We start from the raw sequence: 25,813 nt of genomic DNA, 5'->3' as shown, positions 1-25,813 counted from the left end.
GAGACTCCTAGCCCGTACCTCGCTGCGGAGTCTCACATTGCTCACTTTTCTAAGCAGGAGACTAAGTGTATTCAGGCTGCTCTATACTTCTAAAATGTTTCTCTTATTTCAAAAACAACAAACCTTTAGAAACAGCCTTTTTTTTTAAAAATGAAAGTAGGAAAAATTGCCAATTAAAAAAAAATTAATTAATACGATTAAAAAACTTGCAATATTTAATAAGGCTATATTTCTTCCTCTTAATTTATTAGACACCCGTAAATACAGGTAGCTTCCATATGTTAGCAGTACGATAAAGGAGCCAATTATTTTCGGATCATACCAAGGAAATGAGGGTTTTTGAATTATGGCCCATTGAATGCCAAGTATTAATGCAATCAAAAGGAGCGGGACACTGATAACATTTAAAATATAGGAAATATATTCAAGTCTTGCCAAGTCTGAAATTCTTTTCAGCCTTTTGCCCCAGCGCTTCTTTTTAAGAAGATCATATTGAATGCAATATAACAAAGAGAAAATAAAAGACAGTGAAAATGCTGCATATGCTACAATAGCAGCGGTAATATGAATAAAAAGGAGTTCTGAAACTGCCTGTTCAGCCGACTTATCACTTTGTTCACGAATAGGTGCAAAAGTATGTATTGCCATTATGATAAAACCTAATACATTTGTAAAAAAAACAAAAAAATCCGTTTTTAACAGCCGGTTCATGGCAATGGATAACGAAATCAACACCCATGTATAAAAATATAATCCTTCCATAATGGTAAGTACAGGAAATCTGCCTGTTTCCATCATATAGATAGCCAAAAATGAAGTTTGCAATAGCCATACAAACGAAAGTAACCAGAAAGCTGCTTTGTTTGCTTTCTGGTTATTATGCATAAAATCAAAAAAATAAAACAAAACAGAAAATGCATATAAAATAATCAATACTTCATGAAGTCTTGTCATGAATACATCCTGCATATGTGTTTCCCCTCTAGTAATCCAATACTCTTTTCATCAAAATACAAAAATAGCATGCTGAAATAATCATTATTTATGATTCTAACTTTGCTTAAAAAGAAACATCTATCAAGCACGCTCGATTTCTTGGGTGTTCGCCTTACTCGTTGCTCATTACTAGGTAACAGAGGATGAACGACTAAGTACATATTTAAGGGAAATCACCTAAGCTTCGCCACGTCCTTATGTCTTCGTCAATTGACTCGCATCCTGCGAGACTGTGACAACGTCGTTCTAACCAGCTTCCTGTTGCTCGGCGCTTCTCATCATGAGCTTCACGCCTCGAAATACTAACGTTTTCTTCAGCCTGAAGTTGGTGCAAACGATACTTTGTCTTCACTCTGATATACTTGTTTTTCTTTTTTGGCAGGCTGAGGTTTTTCAAGCAAATCTTGCAATTGAAAGATTTTCACAAATAAATCCATCGACTTTTCCGCATCATCTGTTGATGCCAATTCCTTCACTTGTAAAATTGGATCTTTTAACATTTGGTTAATGATGCTTTTCGTATGTTTATTTAATACTTTTCTATCTCGATCGCTAAGATGCGGAAGCTTTCTTTCCAAACTTCTCATTGTTTCTGCTTGGATAGACAGTGCTTTATCACGCAAAGAAGATATAACTGGAACAATTCCTAATAAATGCAGCCATTGATTAAACTCTACTATTTCTGCTTCAATCATCAGCACTACTTTTGCCGCTTCTTTTTGTCGTTCCTGCCTATTCGCTTCCACAATTCCTTCTAAATCATCGATGTCATAAAGAAATACACTTTCGAGTTCTGCTAATTCAGGATCTAAATCCCTCGGAACAGCAATATCCACCATAAAAAGCGGCATTCCTTTGCGAACTTTTTCAATATTCTGCATCATGCTTTTCGTAATAACAAAATCATTCGCACCAGTGGAACTGATTAATATATCAGCATTGATCAACGCACACTGAAGCTCGTCTAATGATTTTGCCTGTCCATCAAAACGATCGGCCAAGCCCTGCGCTTTTTCGAAAGTGCGATTTATCACCGTTACGTTTTTGGCTCCATTGCTGTATAAGTTTTGAATAGCCAATTCTCCCATTTTGCCGGCGCCTAAAATAAGAACATTTTTATTTTCAATTGTTCCAAATATCTTTTTTGCCAGCTCCACAGCTGCATAGCTGACCGAAACTGCATTTTCGCCAATTTCTGTTTCCGTATGAGCTTTTTTCGCTAATGTAATGGCTTGTTTAATAAGTTGATTAAAAACAGTTCCAACAGATTGAACTTGTTGTGCTTCCATAAAGCTAGTTCTAACTTGGCCAAGTATTTGCGTTTCTCCTACAACCATAGAGTTTAATCCGCATGCTACTTGGAATAAATGGTTAATTGCACCTTCTTGTTCATAAACAAATAGATATGGAACAAATTCGTTTTGCTCCATTCCAAACCATTCAGATAAAAATTCTTTTACATAATAACGACCTGTGTGCAGCTGGTCTACTACAGCGTATATTTCCGTTCTATTGCAAGTTGATATAATCACATTTTCTAGTATGCTTTTTTTATGCTGCAACTGATTCATCGCTTCCCCTATTATGGATGAATCAAACGTTAAACGCTCGCGTATTTCTACTGGGGCTGTTTTATAATTAAGTCCAACAACCAATATATGCATAAGCTAATTGACACCCCTAACAATTCAAATAAACAGATAGTTATTTATAATAATTCTAAATATGGATTTATTATAACAGATTTTCATCTCGAATGAGCTAATAAATTCTTTCCTATTTGTGAACAAATTGTGAAATCTAATATAGCCCCCCAAAAAAATCCATATAAGGAAATAGGGAAAAATAGACGATATAGCTTTTCTTCCAATACCCTGCGCAATGTAAATGAAAACCTTTAATAGAAAGCAATTAGTTCCATACAAAAACCAATGCTATTTTCATTTTATCATAAGTTGCTTTACTCTGCCGCATCGATTATTTCCAGCTATGCTGCTTATAAACTTAAAGCAAACAGATATACCTATTATATCTTTTTTTGAACGACCTTACTCTATATTCAGTAAATTTTTCATGCATTTCCTCTTTTTTCTGTCTGAATTTTTTCAGTTATATATGCAGTAAAACAAGTAAAATTCCCCAATAAGCGTCCTATAGTCTGAATTTTTATCCAATTTTGAATGTAAGGTTGAAATTTCCCTTCTTTACAAATAAAATGAGTAAGTTAGTCCAACGCAATAAGGAGTGTAAACAATGAAAAACAGCTATATAAAAACTGCCTCCAGCTTATATGTGAATTATTTAATGCTTGGTATGGTGAATATCATACTGGCATCTAATATGCCGTATTTAACGAAGCAATTGAACACAGATAGTGCTGGTGTAAGTTATATCATTTCAGCAATAGGAATTGGCAAATTACTTTCCTATTCTCTATCAGGCATTTTGTCAGATAAATTTGGGAGAAAGCCTCTTATCTTGCTTTCAGGGCTGATGATGGCCTTATTTTTAGTCGGAATCCCTTTGGCGCCAACCTATCAAATCGCTTTTCTTTTTGCTATTTTAGCAGGGGTTGCTAATTCTGCCATGGATGCTGGAACCTATCCGGCACTCATTGAAATTTTCCCTACATCAACAGGATCTGCCAGCGTATTAGTAAAGGCATTTATGTCTGCTGGGGCTGCTTTGCTGCCATTAATGATTGCCTTTTTTGCAAATCACGATTTGTTTTATGGTTATTCTTTTTTTATTCCTGCTGCCATTTACTTTCTTAATATGATGTTTTTATGGAAGCGATCATTTCCAAATCATAAAGTTGAAGCTTTACCTACAACGGAAAATATAGAAGAAAGAAAAAAATTTCAATCAGAGCCGCAATTTTTGAAAGAAGGACTAGCTCTTATTATCATGGGATTTACATCCACCTCATTATTTACCGTTTCGCAAATTTGGCTTCCTACCTATGGGCAAAAAGTGATTGGGATGAGCGCTACAAGTTCTGTTAAATTGTTAAGCTTTTACAGTATCGGGGCATTAATTTCTGTTTTGGCATTATCGATTTTATTAAAAAAATTAATCCAGCCAATTACTGTCGTAGTTATTTATCCTATCATTACCTTTTTCGCAGTAATGGTTTTATTAACAATAAAAACACCAAGCATCTCCTTTATCGCTTCCTTTTTCTTAGGATTTTCTACAGCAGGAGTTTTTCAGTTATCTATAACCATTATGACCGAATTGTTTTGGAAGAAAAAAGGGTTTGTTACAGGATTGGTCGCAACGGCAGCTGGATTGGCTTCTGTGTTATTGCCAATTGCTACAGGCATTATGTCAAAAACCGGTCATATATCGATTATCTTTATTTTTGACGCTGCTCTTTCTTTAGTCGGAATCACAGCAGCAGCTATTGTAAATTATCGATATAGAAAGATAGTGAGAAAAAATACCGAAAAGCAAATGCCTATTACAGCATCATAACTCACTCTTGAGATCGCCTTCATGAATGTGACGGCGATTTTTGTTTTATCCACCCTATTAAAAAAGGAGTACTTCCTTGTCATGTCGAAATGAGTATGTGACACGTTGTACAACCTAGTTCTTCTTTTGTTGATTCTTCTTGTATGTTTGATAGAATAGCTTATTAGGTAATAGTCATTAAAACGTATTACGAGTTATATACATACAAAAAAGATTGAATTTATCCCACTCTTAACGGGCAGTAAGCCCCCACCTCAGGGATGCTGAGAAATCGAGGAAGCTAGGTGGGGGATAACTGCCCGTAATGGTCCGATAAGTTCAACTAACCATCAGTAGGGGATGAAAAAAACCCCCACTGATGGAAAGGTTCACTTTATTACGTCTAATATTTCTATACGTGATAAGACATCCTTCTTGTTTTCACTCATTATAGAAGAATGCTGAAAGATTAGCCGATTAAACGGCTGAAAAAGAAGGGACTATCAGGAGCAGGAGGACATAATGAAAACACAAAAACTATTCTCTGGGATTATATTAATTGGATTTGGGTTATATTTTCTTTTAAAAGAATATCCTATTCCATCGGTGTCATCGCTTTTAGTTTGGCCGACTTTACTGTTAATAGTAGGCATCGCATTTTTATTTCAAGGCTATGGAGGAAAAGATTACAGCTTCATTTTGCCAGGAATAATTTTTACTGGTTTTGGACTTCATTTTCATTTAGTTCACAAACTTTCCATTTGGCCTGATCATGCAGGCACATTTGTATTAATTATTGCACTAGGTTTTATTCTGCAGCATCAAAAAACAGGGAAAGGCATGATGAATGGACTGTTGTTCCTTTTTTTAGCCGTTCTTTTATTATTTTATCAAGACATTTTAAAATCAGTAGGATTCTTAAAAATCAGTCCTTCTGTTATGAGGAAAATTATCCCGATGCTGTTCCTGCTTGTAGGCGGCTATTATTTAATTTCTAAGAAAAAGTAAATAGGCTTCAAAAGGCAGACACTAAAACTTTCTGGTTTTAGTGTCTGCCTTTCTTTATGGTTTTTTTCACGCCGTCTTAACGTGGCCATCTTTTTTCTTCTGACAAAATAAAGTAAACTTCCATCATTGGGGGTTTTTCCTCATCCCGCACTGATGGTTAGTTGGATTTATCGGACCTTTACGGGCAGTTATCCCCCCACCTAGCTTCCTCGATTTCTCGGCATCCCCGAGGTGGGGGGATTACTGCCCGTTAAGAGTGGGATAAAAATAGTGAGCGCAAATTTCAGCACTCACTATCCATTCAAGTTTATTTTCTCCTGGCACTTATTTCGCCAAATGCTGCAGCAAGGACCATACTTTGTCTTTTCCTTCACCAGTTTCCGATGAAAAAAGAATCAGATAATCGTCTTCGCTTAAATCAAATGTTTCTTTTGTTACTTTTAAATGCTTTTGCCATTGTGACTTGGATATTTTATCCGCTTTTGTCGCTATTATGACGCAAGGAATATTATAATGCTTTAAAAAATCATACATTAATACATCGTCTTTTGTTGGCGGATGCCGGAGATCGGTTATTAAAATAACTGCTCTCAGTTGATCTCTTGATGTAAAATACGTTTCAAGCATCTTCCCCCATGCTTCCCGTTCCTTTTTGGAGACTTTTGCATAGCCGTATCCAGGTACATCTACAAAATGGAGGATTTCATTAATTAAATAAAAATTTAATGTTTGTGTTTTACCAGGTTTGGAAGAAATGCGGGCTAACGCTTTTCTTCCAAGCATTTTATTAATAAACGAGGATTTCCCTACATTTGACCTGCCAGCCAATGCAAATTCTGGTATATCTGCTTCAGGATATTGATTTGGCTTTACAGCACTAATTACTATTTCTGCGCTATTTACTTTCAAGAATGTACACTTCCGTTCAGAGCATGTTTTAATACTTCGTCTACATGGGATACAAGAATAAATTCAAGATCCTCACGTACACTTTCTGGAATATCATCTAAATCTTTTTCATTATCTTTTGGTGCAATAATGGTCGTTAATCCAGCTCGGTGGGCACCCAAGGATTTTTCCTTTAATCCCCCAATTGGCAATACTCGACCTCTTAAGGTTACTTCCCCTGTCATTCCGACTTCCTTTCTGATTGATTTGCCAGAAAGAGCAGAAACAAGTGCCGTAACCATTGTTATACCGGCAGAAGGACCGTCTTTTGGCACAGCACCTTCTGGAACGTGGATATGAATGTCATTTTTTTCATGAAATTTTGGATCAATGCCAAGTTCTTCTGATTTGGAACGAATATAGCTGAATGCTGCTTGAGCTGATTCTTTCATGACATCGCCGAGTTTTCCAGTCAACACCAGCTTGCCTTTTCCAGGCGCTAACGATACTTCTATTTGCAGGGTATCACCGCCGACAGTGGTATAAGCAAGACCTGTTGCCACACCAACCTGATCTTCCTCTTCCGCCTGCCCAAATCGGAATTTAGGCTTGCCAAGAAACTCTTCCACATTTTTGCTTGTTAAAATAATTTTTTTCTTATCGCCAGAAACGATTATTTTGGCTGTTTTCCTGCAAATGGCAGCGATTTGTCTTTCTAGACTTCGCACGCCAGCTTCCCGTGTATATAAGCGGACGATTTTTTGAATGGCATCTTCTCTAATTTGCAATTGCCCTTTTGTTAATCCATGATCTTTTATTTGTTTTCCTAACAAATGATCCTTCACAATGTGTATTTTTTCTAATTCTGTATATCCAGCAATCGAAATAATCTCCATTCTATCTCTTAGCGGAGCAGGTATTGTTGCCAAATTATTGGCTGTTGCAATAAACATAACTTTGGAAAGGTCATATGTTTCTTCAATATAATGATCACTAAAGCTGTGGTTTTGCTCTGGATCCAACACTTCCAGCATGGCTGCAGAAGGATCACCGCGGAAGTCATTGGACATTTTATCAATTTCATCCAGCAAAAATACTGGGTTGATTGTGCCAGCTTTTTTCATGCCTTGAATGATTCGGCCAGGCATTGCCCCTACATAGGTTCTTCGATGCCCTCTTATTTCCGATTCATCTCTAACGCCACCAAGGGAAATGCGGACAAAGTTGCGATTAAGCGATTTGGCAATCGATCGGGCTAAGCTTGTTTTCCCGACTCCCGGAGGTCCAGCTAAACATAAAATGGGGCCTTTTAGAGAATTTGTCAAGTTCTGTACTGCTAAATACTCTAATACCCGCTCTTTCACTTTTTCCAAACCGTAATGGTCTTTATTTAAAATATTTTCTGCTTTGTTAATATTTAAATCATCTTCTGTAGCGTTTGACCAAGGCAAGGTAATTAACCATTCTATATAGTTCCGGATTACAGAGCTTTCAGCAGAAGTAGACGGTATTTTTTCATAGCGGTCCAATTCCTTTAGAGCAGCTGTTTTTACATGCTCCGGCATGCCGGCTTCTTCGATTTTTTCCGTAAGCGTACTTACTTCTCCACTCTTGCCGTCTTTATCGCCAAGTTCTTTTTGAATGGCTTTCATTTGTTCGCGTAAATAATATTCTTTTTGGGTTCTTTCCATGGACTTTTTCACGCGTTGTCCGATTTTCTTTTCTAAATTGAGAACTTCTTTTTCATTGTGAATAATATCAATAACATAATTGATTCTTTTTTTATTGTCCAATGTCTCCAAAATATGTTGTTTTTCTTTTAATTTTATTGGCAAATGGGAAGTAATAATATCAGCCATTCTTCCTGGTTCTTCCATATCTGATACAGTGGCATATGTTTCATTTGATATTTTCTTTGATATTTTTATGTATTGCTCAAAATATTGAAGCATAGTGCGCATTAACGCTTCATCTTCTACATCTTTAGATGTATCTTCTTCATATACATTCAAGCTTGCAGCAAAATATCCGTCTTCTTCTATCAGTTCCTGAATTTCTGCCCTTTTAAGCCCCTCCACCAATACACGGATTGTGCCATTTGGCAGCTTTAACATTTGTTTTACCTTCGTTAATGTACCTATTCTGTATAAATCCTCTTCCGAAGGATCATCCAGGTCAATATCCTTTTGCATGGTTAAAAAGATTAAATGATCATCTACCATTGCTTTTTCAAGTGCCTGCACCGACTTTTCACGGCCTACATCTAAATGTAAAACCATCGTTGGATAAACAAGCAGTCCTCGAAGCGGCAGGAGGGGGACAATTGTACTATTCATTTCCTCCATAACGTTGCACCTCCAGCAATAAAAGTTCCTTTACATTTCTAATACTTTGTACAATTCTATCTTATTTATCAAAAAGTGTCTATTAACTAGGGTTATTATCCGCTTATATAAAGGGAACCTTTCCATCAACGGGAGTTTTCTTCATCCCCCATTGATGGAAAGCTTTCGGTCCACAGGATGTGGATCACACAAACGTCGCCACAGGAAGTGGCGACCTTAGTTTGTGTACCTCTATCGGATCTTAACGAGCAGTTGTTCCCACTAGCTTCCTCGATTTCTCAGCATCTTGAGGTGGGGGTCTTACTGCCCGTGAAGAGTGGGATAAAATAGAACTTTTTCATTTTACTGAATGTCATTCATGTAAAAATATCCTTTTCTTTAAAAAGGAACCCTTTTTAGGTGATAGTATTAGTATCTTATCAAACTGCCTGTAATATGTCCTGATATCAAAAAATATTTGTGTATTTATATTTCATACGTTCTTGTAAAGCTTAACATTTGAAATGGTTACATTTATCAAGATATTTTAAAGAATTGTTCTATTCCCAATAAAAAGCCGATTTTTAACTCTACTCTATTTTAAACTACTCACCACTTAACAACCTTATCCCACTTCCAACAAGAACATTCGTTTCTATTTTAACATACGGAGGAAAGTGTTGGCTAATGCCAACCGACATTCATCTCCTACCTACTTATTGGGCTTTTCCCTCCACATTCCTTGAGGTGGGAGTCTTCTGTCGAAATGATAAAACAATTTACTTCGACAGGAAAATGTCCTCTATTATTAATGGACGAAAACCTTTCCATTTACCGATCAGTAAAAAAGCTTTAATCCCCCACTATTATACGGAAAATTAAAGCTTTTACTTTATATGCTTTTTTTCTTGGAAATGTCTATCGCAGACGACAGGATTTCTTCTTTAATTGATTCTTTTATTAAGGCATGACCCAATACTTCTTTTAACGTTGATACTGGAACAAGCGTAATTCCTTGTACTTCCTCTAAAATGGATTGCATATTTTCTATCGGGATAATGACTCTTTCTGCACCGGCTTTTTGGGCAGCTTTTACTTTTGCAAGTACACCGCCAACAGGCTTTACTTTTCCATGTATGCTTATTTCGCCTGTCATTGCCACCTTATGGTCTATTGGAAATTTATATATAGCAGAATAGATGCCTGTTGCCATTGATATTCCTGCCGATGGCCCATCTATTGGCACTCCGCCGGGAAAATTCACATGGATATCGAATTGATCTGCTGGGACATTCATGGAACGAAGAACGGTAATAACATTCTCAATTGATCCTCTTGCCATACTTTTTCTTCTAATTGATTTTCCTTGTCCGCCAATGCTTTCTTCTTCTACAATCCCTGTAATATTAATGGATCCCTTCTCTTTAGCAGGAATAACGGTTACCTCTATCTCCAACAAAGATCCGATATTTGTTCCATAAACAGCTAATCCGTTTACAGATCCAATCAACGATTCTGTATTAATTTTCCTCTCCAATCTCGGTACAAGCTGACTAGAATTAATAACCCATTCCATTTCTTCCTCTTTTATGAAGCTTCTGTCTTCTCCAATAGCCAAACCTGCTGATATTTGAATAATATTTACTGCTTCTCTTCCATTTCTTGCATACTCCGCTAATATGTCTAATGATTGGTCGCTAATAGTCAGATTCACTTTATCAGCCGCTTTTTTTCCAATCTTTACTACTTCCTCTTTCGTTAATTCTCGGAAAAAAACTTCCATGCAGCGAGAACGAATAGCTGGAGGGATTTCATTAGGAGTTCTTGTAGTTGCTCCAATTAAACGGAAGTCAGCTGGAAGGCCATTTTTGAATATTTCATGAATATGTGTTGGTATATTCGCATTATCTTCATTGTAGTAGGCACTTTCAAGAAAGACTTTTCGATCTTCCAACACTTTCAGCAGCTTGTTCATCTGCGTTGGATGCAGCTCCCCAATTTCATCAATAAATAAAACTCCTCCATGGGCATTTGTTACTGCACCTTGCTTCGGCTGCGGGATACCTGCTTGTCCCATTGCTCCGGCTCCTTGATAAATGGGATCATGCACAGAACCAATTAACGGATCGGCAATTCCTCTTTCATCAAATCTGGCTGTTGTTGCATCCAATTCAACAAATACCGAATTGATTTTAAAAGGAGACTTTTGATTCTTTTTTGCTTCTTCTAAAACAAGCCTAGCAGCTGCAGTTTTGCCTACTCCAGGGGGTCCATATATGATCACATGCTGCGGATTTGGTCCACAAAGAGCAGCTTTCAACGACTTGATGCCGTCTTCCTGTCCTACAATATCTGAAAAACTTGTAGGACGTACCTTTTCTGATAATGGTTCTGTTAAAGAGATGGAACGCATCTTTCGCAATTGATCCATTTCCTTTCTTGATTCTCGGTCAATCGATACTTTTTGTGTTCTTTGGTTTTTCAGTAAATTCCAAAAATAAAGCCCAATTATTATGCCAAAAAATAATTGGACAAATAAAGCGATCTCCGTCCAACTCATATTAATACCTCCCGAATATATTCATGCTGATAAAAATTAGTATCTCCTTCCATGAGTTGGAATAAACAGTTTTTCTTGAAAAAATCGGAAGATTAACACACGCTGTTTTTCCATTCTGGAGGAAAAGGAGTTCAGCAGGGGAAATGGGTATTGGAGCCTATAAAAAATGAATGCCTGCTTTCAAATCAACGCAAAAAAACTGTCCAATAAGGGAGAGAGCTCCACTTATTGGACAGTCCGATATCTTTTTATAACTGTTGTTAGGCAGATGTTTTTGTTTCTTTATCAATAACGGTTCCGTCTTCTAAAACAAGCTTTGGCGTAGCATTATCCGATACCGTTTCTTTTGTGATGATACATTTTACAATATCATCGCGGGAAGGCAGTTCAAACATTACATCAAGCATAATGCCTTCAATAATGGATCTTAAACCACGTGCTCCCGTTTTACGTTCAATTGCTTTTTTCGCAATTTCTTGAAGTGCGCCTTCTTCAAAATCTAATTCAACATTATCTAATTCAAGCATTTTTTTGTATTGCTTTGCTAAAGCATTTTTCGGTTTCGTTAGAATTTCAACAAGCGCCTCTTCATCTAATTGACCAAGGCTGGCAATTACCGGAAGACGTCCGATAAACTCTGGAATTAGACCAAAACGAAGCAAATCTTCAGGCAATACTTTTGATAGAAGATCCTTATCTTCAATTTCCGGCTCCTTCGATTCTGAACCAAAGCCTATTACTTTTTGACCAAGGCGTCTTTTTATAATTGGTTCAATTCCATCAAACGCCCCACCGCAAATAAATAAAATATTTGTCGTATCAATTTGAATAAATTCTTGATGAGGATGTTTTCTTCCACCTTGTGGCGGTACACTTGCAACGGTACCTTCCAAGATTTTTAATAAAGCCTGCTGTACACCTTCACCTGAAACATCTCTTGTAATAGATGGATTTTCAGACTTGCGGGCAACTTTATCAATTTCATCAATATAAATAATGCCTTTTTCCGCTTTTTCTACATCATAATCAGCTGATTGGATTAATTTCAGAAGAATATTTTCTACATCTTCTCCAACATAGCCAGCTTCTGTTAAAGAAGTAGCATCAGCAATAGCAAACGGTACATTTAAAATTCTGGCAAGTGTTTGTGCAAGAAGTGTTTTCCCGCTTCCTGTTGGTCCAATCATTGCAATATTACTTTTTGATAGTTCTACATCATCAATTTTGCTGTTTGAATTAATGCGTTTGTAATGATTGTATACTGCTACTGAAAGCGCCTTTTTTGCTTGCTCCTGTCCTATTACATATTCGTCCAAAATATCACGAATTTCACTAGGTTTTGGTACATCTTTAAATTCTACTTCTTCTTCTGTGCCAAGCTCTTCTTCCACAATCTCTGTGCATAATTCAATACATTCATCACAAATGTACACTCCTGGTCCAGCAACTAGTTTGCGAACTTGATCTTGTGTTTTGCCGCAGAAGGAACACTTTAGCTGTCCCTTTTCATCATTAAACTTAAACATGTCTTCACCCCTTAAATCTTCTTTGTATATGTTGATCGCACGGATTATTTGTTTAATCATTTTTTATAAAAACTCTCACAACAGTTATGTATTGCATTGTAACACAATGGTGTATGTACAGGAAATGAAACAACTTGCGACCAACAAATAAACCGTGGATCAAAATTTATGTACTTCTTTTAAGCATAACCAGATTCGCTAATATTAAGCCTGAAAAAATTAAATGCAATTAAAATCATAATATGTTTCCTGTACGCAAAAAGTGTCTTGCCTATTCTTATTCTATGTTCCATCTTACTAATATAAAACTAAGGCACGATTCATTCGCGCCTTAGTTTTTTTACTTACTTCTATTATGCAACAGTTTTACTGTTTTCCACAAGAAAATCGATTGCTTTTCTCATTTTTATATCCATTTTTAAGTTTTCAGTTCCGCCAAGTGCTTGTGTAATAGCATCTATAGGCATTTTATACATTTCAGCCATTTTGTCTAATTCAGCTGTAACTTCTTCTTCAGCTACTTCTAAGTTCTCAACATTAACAATTGCTTCTAAAGTTAAGTTAACACGAACACGTTTTTCCGCATCTTCTTTCATTTGCCCTTTTAACGCTTCTTCATCTTGACCTGAGAATTGGAAGTATAATTCAAGGTTCATGCCTTGTGCTTGAAGGCGCTGCTCGAATTCATTCATCATGCGGTCGATTTCCGTGTTAACCATTGCTTCAGGGATATCAATTGTAGCATTTTCAGCTGCTTTTTCTACTACCGTATCACGTACAGCATGCTCTGCTTGATGTTTTTTCTCATTTTCTAAACGAGTTTTGATTTTTTCTTTTAATGCGTCTAAAGTTTCAGCTTCTTCATCAACATCTTTTGCAAACTCATCATCTAATTCAGGAAGTTCTTTTCCTTTAATTTCATGAATTGTTACTTTAAATGTTGCAGGTTTACCAGCTAATTCAGCTGCATGGTATTCTTCTGGGAAAGAAACTTCAATTTCTTTTACCTCTCCAACAGCCATGCCTACTACTTGATCTTCAAATCCTGGAATGAATTGGCCTGAACCTAATTCAAGGGAGAAGTTTTCAGCAGTTCCGCCTTCGAAAGCAACTCCATCTTGGAATCCTTCGAAATCCATTACTACTGTATCGCCTAATTCAGCTGCGCCTTCTTCTTTTACTACTAGCTCAGCTTGTTTTTCTTGCAATGCTTTAATTTCAGCATTAACATCTTCTTCTGTTACTTCAGTGCTTACTTCTTCTACTTCGATTCCTTTGTACTCGCCTAAAGTTACTTCAGGCTTTACAACAACAGTAGCTTTAAAGATTAATGATTTGCCTTTTTCGATTTGCTCTACATCGATTTCAGGACGATCAACTGGCTCAATTCCAGTTTCTTCAATAGCGCCTGCATAAGCTTCCGGCAATAAAATATCGATAGCATCTTGGTAAAGAGATTCTACACCAAAACGTTGTTCGAACATACCACGCGGAATTTTCCCTTTACGGAATCCTGGGATATTTACTTTTTTTACTACCTTTTTAAAAGCTAGTTCTAAACCTTCGTTTACTTTCTCAGCATCTACTTCAATTGTTAAGACGCCGCGGTTCCCTTCTAAAACTTCCCATTTAGCTGACATACAATGTTTCCCTCCAACAATCTATTCTACTTTTCATTGCTTCTAACTTTTGTTTAGATAAAACTGCTTCAATCTTGCTAAAAACCATCGCCTCTTCAGGTTTTATCCTCGCAAGCAATAGGATAAGCAGCTATCTATCAGTCAAAATATTATTCGCATTTTCTAAATGCAACCATTACATTATATCATAGGTTCTAGTTGTTTCAACATCCAAGCCTAAATATTAGGATAAGAAATTTCCTCCAAGCTCTTTATAAAACTTATTGCTTCTTCCATTTCGTGCTCATTTACACTGTAAATGTCGCAATATGAAGCAATTTCTTCTTCTTGCCCATAATACTCCTTCATAACAAAATGATAAGCAGCAGCCCATGTCCTGTTAGTAAATATCTCGAGTTTAAAAGGATATAAGAGAAAAAATTGACGTTCCAGCAGAACTTTGATGTTTTCCATTAAAACAGGGTCTTCATGTTCCAATGTTTCTTTTAAAGCAACTTCAATTTCTGAAAACTGTGATTGTGCCTGAATATCTTCGAGCATGCTTGGAACAACGTTTATATATCTATTAAATTTATAAACCGCCACTTCTTTATGATATTCCTGTTCCTTTAGGATATTTAGAAGCAGCGTTTTTAAAAAAGGACTTCCTTCTTCCGTTGCAAGATACTCTTTAATTTCTTCTATATACGGACGAATATTTTGATTGGCTAATTTGGATATAAGCATCATTTGTTTATTCGTGTCTTGAATGGATGTTAATTCTAATTTTTCTCCGATTGGATAATTCAGATCTTCTTGCTTCTTATCCTCTTTATCCGTCGTACTCAAACCCATCCGTCTGCTAAAATCAAGCATCTTTGAAAAATGTTCGATTTTATTGGCAGGAATTTGACGATCTTCAAGCAGCACTTCAATAGTAGCAATAATTTCATCATATTCATGGAGCTGAACTAGAATCATCAAATATAGATCCAATACATGAATATAATCTCCCAACCCTTGATCCAGCATATTTTTTGCAATTTCTTTTGCTTGGTTAAGCGATCCTAATTCATAATAAGATAAAATTAAGCCAATTTGTATATCACTATTTTCAGGACTAAACTCCATCGCTTCTTTAAAATAAGAAATAGCCTCATAATATTTTTTTTCCTGTACGGCATCAAGACCCTTTCCAAGCAGCCTTTGATCCAAATCAGGGAAAAATACAATATTATCTTTCTTCTTTATATCCCGCTTCTTCATTGTTTTAACCGCCTAATGTCTCTAGTTTTAGCTAGTTTAGCATTTTTTTTTGCTCATGTGCAACCACTCTTTAAGCGCTGCTGCCCATTCTAACAATAAAGATTAGATCTTATTGATTAACTTAATTTAAACGAAAGGGAAATGAGGAATTACATCCTTGTGAAGAGAAGAAATCTTATATTCAAACCCTTATGTGAAACACGAATGATTTATTCCACACAAAAAAAGAGCCTGCCAAAAGGACAAACTCTTTTACCAACTATCTATAAGACTGATACTTCTGCTTTATGCTTTTCATATGCTTCAATAGACTGGTCATATTGTAATGTTATTTCAATTTCGTCCCAGCCATTTACAAGCATTTTTTTCCAATATGGATGAATGGCAAAGCTTGCTTTAAAACCGCTGTCATCTGCGATTGTTTCTTCTTCTAAATCAACCTCTAGATTATAAGGTTGATTTTTTGCTGCTTTTAACAAGTATTCCACCTTGTCCGTTTCTAATTGAATTGGAAGCATTCCATTTTTTAAACAGTTTTGATAAAAAATATCTGCAAAAGATGGAGCGATTACCACTTTAAAACCATAATCATCTAACGCCCATGGCGCATGCTCTCTTGAAGAGCCGCAGCCGAAGTTTTTGTTAGCAATTAAAATGGATGCACCTTGGTTTTCTGGATAGTTTAATTCAAAATCCGGATTCGGTCCTCCATCCTTGTTATAGCGCCAATCGAAAAAAGCAAATTTGCCGAAGCCTGTTTTTTCAATTCTTTTCAAAAATTGTTTTGGAATAATTTGGTCGGTATCCACATTCGCTCGATCCATTGCTGCTGCCTTGCCGACAAATTTTTTAAATCCGCTCATACTTCCCCCTCCTTGCATAATCTTTTCAAAATAATATTAAACGAATTCAATTTCTTGTTCTTTTCGTACATCAACAAAGCGACCGTTGATTGCTGCTGCTGCTGCCATTGCTGGGCTTACTAGGTGTGTCCTTGCTCCAGCTCCTTGTCTTCCTTCAAAGTTTCGGTTAGATGTAGATGCACAATGCTCTCCGCTTGGAACGACGTCATTGTTCATACTTAGGCACATGCTACAGCCTGCATCTCTCCACTCAAAACCAGCTTCCGTGAAGATTTTATTTAAGCCTTCTTTCTCTGCCTGCTGTTTCACCTGCTGAGAACCAGGAACAACTAATGCACGAACACCTTCTTGAACACTGCGGCCATTTATTACACTGGCTGCCTGGCGTAAATCTTCAATTCTAGAATTTGTGCATGATCCGATAAATACATGCTGAATTTTAATATCTGTAATGGATTGTCCTTCTTTTAAATCCATGTATTCAAGAGCGCTTTGCAATGCACGGCGGTCTGTTTCATCTTCGCAATCAGCTGCTGTTGGAATTGCTTCATCAATTTTCGCTGTCATCGCTGGATTTGTCCCCCAGCTGACCATTGGCGCAATATCATTTCCGTCAATTTCAATCACTTTATCATACTCAGCATCTTGGTCAGAAACTAGCTCTTTCCATTCCTTCACTGCTGCTTCAAAGTCTGCTGGTGCATATTTTCTGCCTTTTACATAATTAAAAGTTGTTTCATCTGGATTAATTAATCCTGCTCTTGCTCCGCCTTCTATAGACATATTACAAATAGTCATTCTTTCTTCCATAGAAAGGTTTTTAATGACATCACCTGTATATTCAAGCACATAACCTGTTCCAAAGTTCACACCATGCTTTGCAAGAACATAAAGAATAACATCTTTTGCGCCAACGCCTTTCGCAAGCTTGCCGCTAATATCTATTTTTAAAGTTTTTGGTTTTGTCTGCCAAAGTGTTTGTGTTGCAAGGACATGCTCTACTTCACTTGTTCCGATTCCAAATGCAAGGGCTCCAAATGCTCCATGTGTGGACGTATGGCTGTCCCCGCAGACAATTGTTTTGCCAGGCTGTGTTAAGCCAAGTTCTGGTCCAATGACATGGACTATCCCCTGTTCTGGGCTTTCTAGGTTTGCTAAAGGCACATTAAACTCCACACAGTTTTTTTCTAGGGTAGTCATTTGATTTAATGCAACTTCATCATCTATTTGAAAACGATTAAGTGTTGGTACATTATGATCCATTGTTGCAAACGTGCGATCTGGTCTTCTCACATCGCGATTTTTCATTCGTAAACCAGAAAATGCTTGAGGTGATGTTACTTCATGAACAAGATGTAGATCAATATATAACAAGTCTGGCTTTCCTTCTTCTTTATGGACAATATGTTTTTCCCATATTTTTTCAATAATTGATTTTCCCATCATTATCCCTCACTTTCTATCAAATTTCGTTTCTTTTATATATATAAAATCCTTTTATCCTGCCATTTTTCTGCTTTTCTTAAACAGTTGGCTTTATCTATTTATTGTCTATTATGCTTTTAACTGGTTTGCAAGTTTCGCTAGTATTTCTTTTTTCACTTCTTCCACCATTTCTGTTGTAGAAACAGTTTTTGTATTTGGAGAAATAATATCTCTTGTACGGAAGCCGTTATTTAACACTTGGTTAACAGCATCTTCGATTAAAGCAGCTTCTTCTTCCAATTGAAAGGATACTCGCAAAAGCATGGCTGCTGAAAGAATAGTTGCTAATGGATTAGCAATATTTTGTCCTGCAATATCTGGTGCTGAGCCGTGGATTGGTTCATATAAAAATGGACCATCCTCAGAAATGCTAGCAGATGGCAGCATTCCTAATGAACCTGTCAGTACAGATGCCTCATCACTCAAAATATCCCCAAACATATTTTCCGTTACCACTACATCAAATTGTTTCGGATTGCGAATAAGCTGCATGGCTGCATTGTCCACAAGCATATGCTCTAATGTTACATCAGGATATTTCTCTGCGATTTCATTTGCACATTCACGCCATAATCTGCTTGATTCAAGTACGTTTGCTTTATCAACAGAAGTTACCCTTTTAGAGCGTGTTTTAGCCATTTGAAATGCTTTTTCTAACACTCTTGTAATTTCTTCTTTGCTGTACACTAATGTATCAACAGCACCCGGTTTTCCACTAACCTCTGTTCGTTCACTTGGTTTGCCGAAATATATTCCACCTGTAAGTTCCCTTACGACAAGCAAATCCACATCTTCAATGATTTCCTTACGCAATGGAGAGGAATCTGCTAAGCTTGCATAATATGTTGTTGGTCTTAAGTTTGCAAAAAGATTCAATTCTTTTCTTATTTTTAACAGCCCTTGTTCCGGACGAAGAGGGACAGGCAGCGTTTCCCATTTTGGACCGCCAACAGCTCCTAAAAGAACTGCATCACTTTCTTTGCATAATTCAATTGTTGCATCCGGCAACGGACTTCCATCTATATCAACAGCACTTCCACCGATGTTTCCAAAGTTATAGTCAAATTGATGTTCAAATTTTTCTTCAATTACTCGTAAAATGTCAATGGCACCTTGTACAATTTCTGGACCAATGCCATCGCCCGCTAATACAGCGATTTTCTTTTTCATTACTTATCGCCCTTTCCATAAAAGTAAAACTTCCATCAGTAAAGCATGGTTTTTTTTTACTGATGGGCAGTTGTACAAATCCAGGTTTTTCTTAAATTGAAAATTAATGGAAACCCCTGTCAAACTGAATATCACCTAGCTGTTTACAATTTCAACTGTTTGTTCTTTTTCTAATATCACTCTATTGATTGCATGTAAATATGCTTTTGCTGAAGCTACCAAAACATCTTGGTCAAGTCCTCGGCCGTTTGATTCTGTATCTTGATAACGAACTTTCACAAATACTTGAGCCAAAGCGTCTCTCCCGCCGCCTACTGATTGAATTCGGTAATCTAAAAGGTTTGCATCACCATTTACCGATTTTTCCAATGTATTATAAAGGGCTTCTACACTTCCGGAACCTGTTCCAGTTTGCTCAATTAATTCATTTTTAGCGCCTGAAAGCTTAACAGTAGCTTTTGGGGCACTTCCTTCAATATGATTTACCTTTACATCTACAAGCTCATAATATTTTTCTTCTTTTGATAGTTTCTTCTCTAATACAATTGCGATGATATCTTCATCTGTAATTTCTTTTTTGTGATCTGTCAACTCTTTAAATGCGACAAATAACTCTTTTACATCACTATCGTCTATTTTTAATCCCAATTCTACCAATCGAGTTTTAAATGCATGGCTGCCTGAATGTTTCCCCAATACCATATTATTGGACTGGTACCCAACTAATTCAGGAGAAATGATTTCATACGTTGTTTTTTCTTTTAATACACCATCTTGATGAATTCCTGATTCATGGGCAAATGCATTGCGCCCGACAATCGCTTTATTTCCTGGAACAACCATACCAGTCAGTTCGCTAACAAGGCTGCTTGTTCTGCTGATTTCTTTTAAGTTGATTCTTGTACTCTTTTTATAGTGATCGTTGCGAATATGAAGCGCTACCGCGATCTCTTCTAAAGCTGCATTTCCAGCTCTTTCCCCTATTCCGTTAATGGTACATTCCACTTGTGTTGCACCATGTTCAATGGCTGCCAATGAGTTGGCTGTTGCCATACCTAAGTCATCATGACAATGAGTGGAGAAGGATACTTTATCGAAAGAAGGTACATTATTTTTCAAATATTGGAAAACCTTCGAATACTCATATGGATTTATGTATCCAACCGTATCCGGAATGTTAATAACATGCGCCCCTGCCTGAATAACTTCTTCAATAATTTCCGCTAAAAATGGAAGTTCTGTTCTGCATGCATCTTCTGCACTCCATTGAATAATCGGAAATTTTTGAGCAGCATATTTAACAGCCGAAACTGCTTTTTCCACTACTTGTTCTTTAGACATTTTTAATTTATATTGGCGGTGGATGGGAGATGTTGCCAAAAACACATGTATTCTTGGCTCTGCTCCATCTTTTAATGCTTCCCAAGCTGTATCAATATCGGACTGTACTGCTCTTGCAAGACCTGTAACCGAGCTGTTTTTGATGGTCTGTGCAATTTTTTGCACAGACGTAAAATCTCCTTTAGAAGCAGCAGGAAAGCCTGCTTCTATAATATCTACATTTAGTCTCTCTAATTGTTCTGCAATGACGATTTTTTCAGCAAGATTTAGATTAACTCCTGGGGATTGCTCTCCATCTCTTAGCGTTGTATCAAAAATCTTAATTCTGGACACTGCCTACCACTTCTTTCTTTTTGGAACTTTTAACAAATGGCATCATTGCACGTAGTTCTTTCCCAACTTTTTCAATTAAATGCTCATTTTCACGATTGTTGATTGAAGTAAATTCTGGTCTGTTAGCTTGGTTTTCTAAAATCCAGCCTTTAGCAAATTTTCCTTCTTGAATATCTGTTAATACTGCTTTCATTTCTTTTTTCACATCTTCAGTTACGATTCTTGGTCCAGTTACAAAGTCGCCCCATTGTGCTGTATCAGAAATAGAATATCTCATTCCAGCCATTCCATCTTCATACATTAAGTCAACGATTAATTTTAATTCGTGTAAACATTCAAAGTATGCAAGTTCCGGTTGGTATCCAGCTTCTACCAATGTTTCGAAACCAGCTTTTACAAGTGCAGTCAATCCACCGCATAGTACAGCTTGTTCACCAAATAAATCTGTTTCTGTTTCTTCTTTAAATGTTGTTTCCAATGCACCTGCACGCAAAGAGCCGATTGCTTTTGCATAAGCCAACGCCAATTCTCTTGCTTCACCAGTCACATCTTGGAAGATAGCGAATAATGCTGGTACACCTGCTTCTTGTTCGTATGTTCTGCGAACTAAATGTCCTGGACCTTTAGGTGCTACCAATAATACATCACAAGCTTCTGGTGCAACGATTTGGTTAAAGTGAATGTTGAATCCATGTGCAAACATTAATGCTTGATTTGTAAGGTTTGGTTTAATTTCTTCATTATAAACTTTTGTTTGAAGCTCATCTGGCAATAAGATCATTACGATATCTGCTTTTGCAGTTGCTTCTCCAACTGAATATACATCAAATCCATCTTCTACTGCTTTATCCCATGATTTTCCTTTTCTTAAACCAATGATAGCATTTACACCACTGTCTTTCATATTTAAAGCATGTGCATGACCTTGAGATCCATACCCAATTACTGCTACAGTTTTTCCTTCGAAATATCCTAAGTTTGCGTCTCCGTTATAATACATTTTAGCCATTTTTTATTCTCCCTTTCGAATTAAAAGTTATATTTTTATTTTAGTTGCTTATACGATTGAAAAAGTATTTTTAGTATTTACATTTTTTTGAGATCCACGAGGGAAGGCTGTTGTGCCTGTTCTTGCCAATTCTTTAATGCCATATGGGCGAATGAGCTCAATAAAAGCATCCACTTTATTTGATTCGCCTGTAATTTGAATAACAATGCTTTCTTTGCTTACATCAATAACGGATGCTCTAAAAGGCTCAATTAAGGAATATAATTCATGCCTAGTATGCGGTGTTGCCAGAACCTTAATCAACGCTAGTTCACGTGCAACAATTGATTGATCCGTTATATCTACTACTTTTAATATATCCACTTGTTTATTCAGCTGTTTTGTAATCTGTTCAATGACACCATCATTTTCAACATGAACTACACAAGTGATTCTTGAAATACCTTCATTTTCAGTATGTCCAACCGAGATGCTTTCAATATTATAATTTCTTTTTGAAAACAAGTTTGTAATGCGATTGAGCACACCCGATTTATTTAATACCGTCAAACTTATTATTTTTTTCAAGGTTTCATCCCCACCATTTCATGCAAACCTTTACCAGGTGCGATCATTGGATATACATTCTCATTTGGATCTAAACGGAATTCAAGTAAAACTGGTTCTCTTATTGCTAATGCTTCATCTAAAATGGATTCCGCTTCTTCTTCTGAACTAATTTGATATCCTTTTATTCCATATGCATCTGCAAGTTTTACAAAAGAAGGCTGAACAGACTCTTTACTGTGTGAGAAACGGGATTCGTAAAAGAATTCCTGCCACTGTCTTACCATTCCTAAAGCCTGATTGTTAAACACGATTATTTTAATCGGCAAATTTAACTCTTTAATTAGCCCCAACTCCTGGGAGCACATTTGGAAACCGCCATCTCCGCTGATTGCTAAAACAGTTGCATCAGGATCTGCTAATTGTGCTCCGATACTGGATGGCAAACCGAAGCCCATAGTTCCCAATCCCCCAGATGTTACCCATCTGTTAGAATCTTTAAAAGGATAAAATTGTGCTGTCCACATTTGATGCTGACCAACGTCTGTTGTAACTATTGCATCGCCTTTTGTTTTTTCATGCAGCATTTCCAATACCTTTTGCGGTTTTAACAAATCGGAATTTTCGTAATAATAAGGATATTCTTTTTTCCAATTTTCAATCTTTTTATTCCATTCGCTATTTTCCGGCTGTTTCCCATTTTGATTAATCAGCTCAGTTAATGCTTCTTTCGCATCAGCAACCACTGGAATTTTCGTTGGGATTACCTTGCCGATTTCTGCTGGATCGATATCAATATGTGCTTTCACTGCATTTGGTGCAAAATGCGCTAAATTTCCTGTTAATCGGTCGTCAAATCTTGCTCCGACATTTATCAGCAAATCGCATTCGTATAAAGCCATATTAGCTGCGTAGCAACCGTGCATTCCTCCCATTCCAATGAATAAATCGTTATCTGCTGGGAATCCGCCTAAACCTAATAATGTATGAACAACTGGAATTTGCTGTTGTTCCGCATATTGTTTTAGCTCATTGCTTGCTTTGGAAAAAATAACTCCTGCACCAGCTAAAATAACTGGTTTTTTCGCCGCACTTACAGCTTCTGTTAATTTACGGATTTGCATGTAATTTGGCTGTGTTGTCGGCTGATATCCTGGCAAATCAATTTCCTTCTCTTCAGGTACTTCCGTAATAGTAGCCGCAATATCTTTCGGAATATCGATTAATACAGGACCAGGTCTTCCGCTTGTTGCGATGTAAAAAGCTTCTTTCACAATCTTTGGAATTTCTTCCAAACTTCTAATTTGGCAATTATACTTTGTTATTGGAGTTGTTATCCCTAAGATATCTGCTTCTTGGAAAGCATCTGTTCCAATAACACCTGTAGCTACTTGACCAGTAAATACTACTAATGGCAATGAATCCATCATCGCATCAGCAAGTCCTGTGACGATGTTAGTAGCACCAGGTCCGCTTGTAGCAATTACTACACCAGGTTTCCCTGAAATTCTTGCATATCCTTCAGCAGCGTGTATGCCTCCCTGTTCATGTCTTGGCAAAACATGAAAAATTTTCGAATCATATATTTTATCGTAGATTGGCAATACAGCACCACCGGGATATCCAAAAATAAACTCTACATTTTCCTTTTCCAACGCCTGCAATATAAGATCAGCACCAGTTAACGGTTTTGCATTAGCCTTTGCATTTTCAAAGGCAGTTTCCTGTAACATTTGTTACCCCCCTCATATAAGTAAATAGCTACATCCATTTTATTAAAGGAATCTTGAAGTATCATTTTTTAGATAATTTGAAAATGTTGACAAAAAAAGCCTTTCCACCCCCATTGTATACTAACTACCTTTTAGTAGACAAAGGGATGAAAAGGCTTTTTGCTTTCCACGGTACCACCCTCATTCATACACAAAACTTGTGCATGCACTCAGCGGACATTTCTGTCCTTTTTTTGGTAACGAGTGGGCATCACTCGGTTAGCTCTAGTTGAACTAGTCTTTCAAGCTAACACTCAGAGGCGAGTTCATTTCACTTGGCTTCACCGGCTCTCAGCACCACCGGCTCTCTGTGGAATCCCAAAGTTGAAACTACTTATCCTCATCATCGTATTTTCAATATCTCTATAAAATTATAGTTAATACTTGTTTAATATGCGTCAAAAATTCTGTTTGAATACGCAAAAGCTTTTTTGTTTGTTTTTTCTGAATTGCTTTTGTTGAAGTAATCTTACGCTGAATTAAAAAAAGAGTCAACAGTATTTTTGAGAATTATTAGATTATTAAAACAGGCATAGTGTTTTAGAAACCGCTTACAATATTGATAAATAAATATTTGTGGAACTTAAAAATATCTGAAAAAATTTTTATAAAATTGTTTTATATTCCTCGTTTTTTCTATTTTTTGTATATTTAAGAAATGAATAAATTTTTTCCTCAACAAATAAAATGGACGTTCTCTATTATGTAAAACTCATGCATATTGATAGTAAATGCTGGAGCTTTCTTTTAAGGATTCACTATATACTGCATCAACTTGTTTGATCAGGCTAAAAAGTATTCCATGACTATTTTCTTTTGGGTATTCTATATGTATTTGCTGACTTCCAATAATGGTTTTTTTTCATACAAGGAGAAATATTTATTAGATTCACATTATAATACAATAATTATCATGCAGTACACTAACTTGTTATATTTTCTAACACGGTTTTTAATTTCAGCTAGTTTATGGGAGAAATGGACATATTCAGTAAAATGGAGATTCCTTTAAATAGAAAATAATAAAGTAAACTTCCATCAGTGGGGGTTTTTTCTCATCCCCCACTGATGGTTAGTTGCACTTATCGGACCTTTACGGGCGAGTTTCAACACCTAACTTCCTCGATTTCTCGGCATCCCCGAGGTGGGGGTCTTACTTCCCGTTAAGAGTGGGATAAATGCAACCTTCTTTAGAAAGCGATTGCATTTTTAGTGAAGTATTATCTGTTTACAGCAGAAATATCATGAATCCATGACAATTGAATATTTAGCACATTTTGTTTTTCATCTTTTAAATAGATGGTTTGATCATGTAAGTTAAGCTTTTGTATATATCCCTTGCAAGATTCTAAAAAACCATTTTTGTAATAATTAATAATAATCAGCCTGTTTCTTCCCAGTTCTTTCAAAACCATCTTACATTCTCCTTATCTATTTTCACTTTTATCTATCATCTATTCACAAAATATCATTACTTGATTTACTATACCTAATAGTATACCCGAAAAATAGTAAGCGTTTACAAATAACATTTACAACTTTGTGAACTTTTTGGAATAGATCTATTTACATCCTTTCTCATTTCATTGTTTTTTAAACATATTTCTTTTTCCTTTTATAAATATAATGGAAAAGAACCTTACAGTTCCTT

At 36.5% G+C, this 25,813-nt stretch carries 18 protein-coding genes and 1 other annotated feature; of the genes, 2 read left to right on the top strand and 16 right to left on the bottom strand.

Going from position 1 to position 25,813, the window contains the following annotated elements:
• Positions 1–144 precede the first annotated feature (144 nt).
• Together ACTYBU_RS10940 and hemA are read right to left on the bottom strand one after the other, a co-directional pair.
• Positions 145–969: a cytochrome c biogenesis protein gene (locus ACTYBU_RS10940; protein WP_445489655.1), complete on the bottom strand. Its 825-nt coding sequence runs from the start codon at positions 967–969 to the stop codon at positions 145–147.
• 341 nt (positions 970–1,310) lie between these two features.
• A complete protein-coding gene (hemA, locus tag ACTYBU_RS10935) occupies positions 1,311–2,660 on the bottom strand; it encodes a glutamyl-tRNA reductase (RefSeq protein WP_445489653.1) in 1,350 nt (449 codons plus the stop codon).
• 589 nt (positions 2,661–3,249) lie between these two features.
• Here hemA and ACTYBU_RS10930 point away from each other — a divergent pair.
• Complete coding sequence (locus ACTYBU_RS10930) at positions 3,250–4,473, top strand: MFS transporter (protein WP_445489651.1); 1,224 nt, start codon at positions 3,250–3,252, stop codon at positions 4,471–4,473.
• Between the two features lie 501 nt (positions 4,474–4,974).
• Positions 4,975–5,460: a LiaI-LiaF-like domain-containing protein gene (locus ACTYBU_RS10925; protein WP_445489649.1), complete on the top strand. Its 486-nt coding sequence runs from the start codon at positions 4,975–4,977 to the stop codon at positions 5,458–5,460.
• A 324-nt stretch (positions 5,461–5,784) separates the two neighbouring features.
• Here ACTYBU_RS10925 and yihA read toward each other — a convergent pair whose 3' ends face one another.
• The 14 genes from yihA to ACTYBU_RS10855 form a co-directional block, all read right to left on the bottom strand.
• Positions 5,785–6,369 carry a ribosome biogenesis GTP-binding protein YihA/YsxC gene (gene yihA / locus ACTYBU_RS10920; protein WP_445489647.1) on the bottom strand — a complete coding sequence of 195 codons (585 nt, stop codon included), beginning with the start codon at positions 6,367–6,369 and terminating at the stop codon, positions 5,785–5,787.
• Positions 6,366–8,693, bottom strand: coding sequence for an endopeptidase La (gene lon / locus ACTYBU_RS10915; protein ID WP_445489645.1), 2,328 nt, complete (start codon positions 8,691–8,693; stop codon positions 6,366–6,368). Before lon ends, yihA begins: the two co-directional genes overlap by 4 nt.
• Positions 8,694–9,564: 871 nt before the next feature.
• A complete protein-coding gene (gene lonB, locus ACTYBU_RS10910) occupies positions 9,565–11,232 on the bottom strand; it encodes an ATP-dependent protease LonB (protein ID WP_445489643.1) in 1,668 nt (555 codons plus the stop codon).
• A gap of 260 nt (positions 11,233–11,492) precedes the next feature.
• Positions 11,493–12,758 (bottom strand): ATP-dependent protease ATP-binding subunit ClpX, encoded by a 1,266-nt coding sequence (gene clpX, locus ACTYBU_RS10905; RefSeq protein WP_445489641.1) that lies wholly within the window; start codon positions 12,756–12,758, stop codon positions 11,493–11,495.
• A 353-nt stretch (positions 12,759–13,111) separates the two neighbouring features.
• Positions 13,112–14,398, bottom strand: coding sequence for a trigger factor (tig, locus tag ACTYBU_RS10900; protein ID WP_445489639.1), 1,287 nt, complete (start codon positions 14,396–14,398; stop codon positions 13,112–13,114).
• Positions 14,399–14,614: 216 nt separating this feature from the next.
• Complete coding sequence (locus tag ACTYBU_RS10895) at positions 14,615–15,643, bottom strand: tetratricopeptide repeat protein (RefSeq protein WP_445489637.1); 1,029 nt, start codon at positions 15,641–15,643, stop codon at positions 14,615–14,617.
• Between the two features lie 263 nt (positions 15,644–15,906).
• Entirely contained in the window at positions 15,907–16,506 is a 600-nt protein-coding gene (leuD, locus tag ACTYBU_RS10890; protein ID WP_445489635.1) for a 3-isopropylmalate dehydratase small subunit, read from the bottom strand.
• Between the two features lie 36 nt (positions 16,507–16,542).
• On the bottom strand, positions 16,543–17,952 hold the full coding sequence (gene leuC / locus ACTYBU_RS10885) for a 3-isopropylmalate dehydratase large subunit (RefSeq protein WP_445489633.1): 1,410 nt from the start codon (positions 17,950–17,952) through the stop codon (positions 16,543–16,545).
• Positions 17,953–18,060: 108 nt separating this feature from the next.
• Complete coding sequence (gene leuB / locus ACTYBU_RS10880) at positions 18,061–19,161, bottom strand: 3-isopropylmalate dehydrogenase (protein ID WP_445489631.1); 1,101 nt, start codon at positions 19,159–19,161, stop codon at positions 18,061–18,063.
• A 135-nt stretch (positions 19,162–19,296) separates the two neighbouring features.
• The gene (locus ACTYBU_RS10875; RefSeq protein WP_445489629.1) at positions 19,297–20,835 is read right to left on the bottom strand and encodes a 2-isopropylmalate synthase; all 1,539 of its coding nucleotides are present in this window, start codon (positions 20,833–20,835) and stop codon (positions 19,297–19,299) included.
• Positions 20,822–21,844: a ketol-acid reductoisomerase gene (gene ilvC, locus ACTYBU_RS10870; protein ID WP_445489628.1), complete on the bottom strand. Its 1,023-nt coding sequence runs from the start codon at positions 21,842–21,844 to the stop codon at positions 20,822–20,824. The genes ACTYBU_RS10875 and ilvC overlap by 14 nt, the downstream gene beginning before the upstream one ends.
• Before the next feature lie 48 nt (positions 21,845–21,892).
• Positions 21,893–22,411 (bottom strand): acetolactate synthase small subunit, encoded by a 519-nt coding sequence (ilvN, locus tag ACTYBU_RS10865; protein ID WP_445489626.1) that lies wholly within the window; start codon positions 22,409–22,411, stop codon positions 21,893–21,895.
• On the bottom strand, positions 22,408–24,123 hold the full coding sequence (gene ilvB / locus ACTYBU_RS10860; protein WP_445489624.1) for an acetolactate synthase large subunit: 1,716 nt from the start codon (positions 24,121–24,123) through the stop codon (positions 22,408–22,410). Before ilvB ends, ilvN begins: the two co-directional genes overlap by 4 nt.
• Positions 24,124–24,262: 139 nt before the next feature.
• Positions 24,263–24,518 (bottom strand) — a binding site (T-box leader).
• Between the two features lie 864 nt (positions 24,519–25,382).
• Positions 25,383–25,577, bottom strand: a complete 195-nt coding sequence (locus ACTYBU_RS10855; RefSeq protein ID WP_445489622.1) for a YolD-like family protein — start codon at positions 25,575–25,577, stop codon at positions 25,383–25,385.
• Positions 25,578–25,813: the final 236 nt, after the last annotated feature.

It is taken from the genome of Niallia sp. 03133, from assembly GCF_052663225.1.
The sequence above is the reverse complement of the archived record's forward strand: the minus strand, read 5'-3'. Positions and strand labels throughout refer to the sequence as shown.

Coding starts and splice junctions, on each gene's coding strand:
- ACTYBU_RS10895 (WP_445489637.1), bottom strand. CDS start 15,643: ATGAAGAAGCGGGATATAAAGAAGAAAGATAATATTGTATTTTTCCCT.
- clpX (WP_445489641.1), bottom strand. CDS start 12,758: ATGTTTAAGTTTAATGATGAAAAGGGACAGCTAAAGTGTTCCTTCTGC.
- hemA (WP_445489653.1), bottom strand. CDS start 2,660: ATGCATATATTGGTTGTTGGACTTAATTATAAAACAGCCCCAGTAGAA.
- ACTYBU_RS10930 (WP_445489651.1), top strand. CDS start 3,250: ATGAAAAACAGCTATATAAAAACTGCCTCCAGCTTATATGTGAATTAT.
- ACTYBU_RS10925 (WP_445489649.1), top strand. CDS start 4,975: ATGAAAACACAAAAACTATTCTCTGGGATTATATTAATTGGATTTGGG.
- ACTYBU_RS10855 (WP_445489622.1), bottom strand. CDS start 25,577: ATGGTTTTGAAAGAACTGGGAAGAAACAGGCTGATTATTATTAATTAT.
- ilvB (WP_445489624.1), bottom strand. CDS start 24,123: ATGTTACAGGAAACTGCCTTTGAAAATGCAAAGGCTAATGCAAAACCG.
- lon (WP_445489645.1), bottom strand. CDS start 8,693: ATGGAGGAAATGAATAGTACAATTGTCCCCCTCCTGCCGCTTCGAGGA.
- tig (WP_445489639.1), bottom strand. CDS start 14,398: ATGTCAGCTAAATGGGAAGTTTTAGAAGGGAACCGCGGCGTCTTAACA.
- ilvC (WP_445489628.1), bottom strand. CDS start 21,844: ATGGCTAAAATGTATTATAACGGAGACGCAAACTTAGGATATTTCGAA.
- ACTYBU_RS10940 (WP_445489655.1), bottom strand. CDS start 969: ATGCAGGATGTATTCATGACAAGACTTCATGAAGTATTGATTATTTTA.
- leuC (WP_445489633.1), bottom strand. CDS start 17,952: ATGATGGGAAAATCAATTATTGAAAAAATATGGGAAAAACATATTGTC.
- leuD (WP_445489635.1), bottom strand. CDS start 16,506: ATGAGCGGATTTAAAAAATTTGTCGGCAAGGCAGCAGCAATGGATCGA.
- leuB (WP_445489631.1), bottom strand. CDS start 19,161: ATGAAAAAGAAAATCGCTGTATTAGCGGGCGATGGCATTGGTCCAGAA.
- lonB (WP_445489643.1), bottom strand. CDS start 11,232: ATGAGTTGGACGGAGATCGCTTTATTTGTCCAATTATTTTTTGGCATA.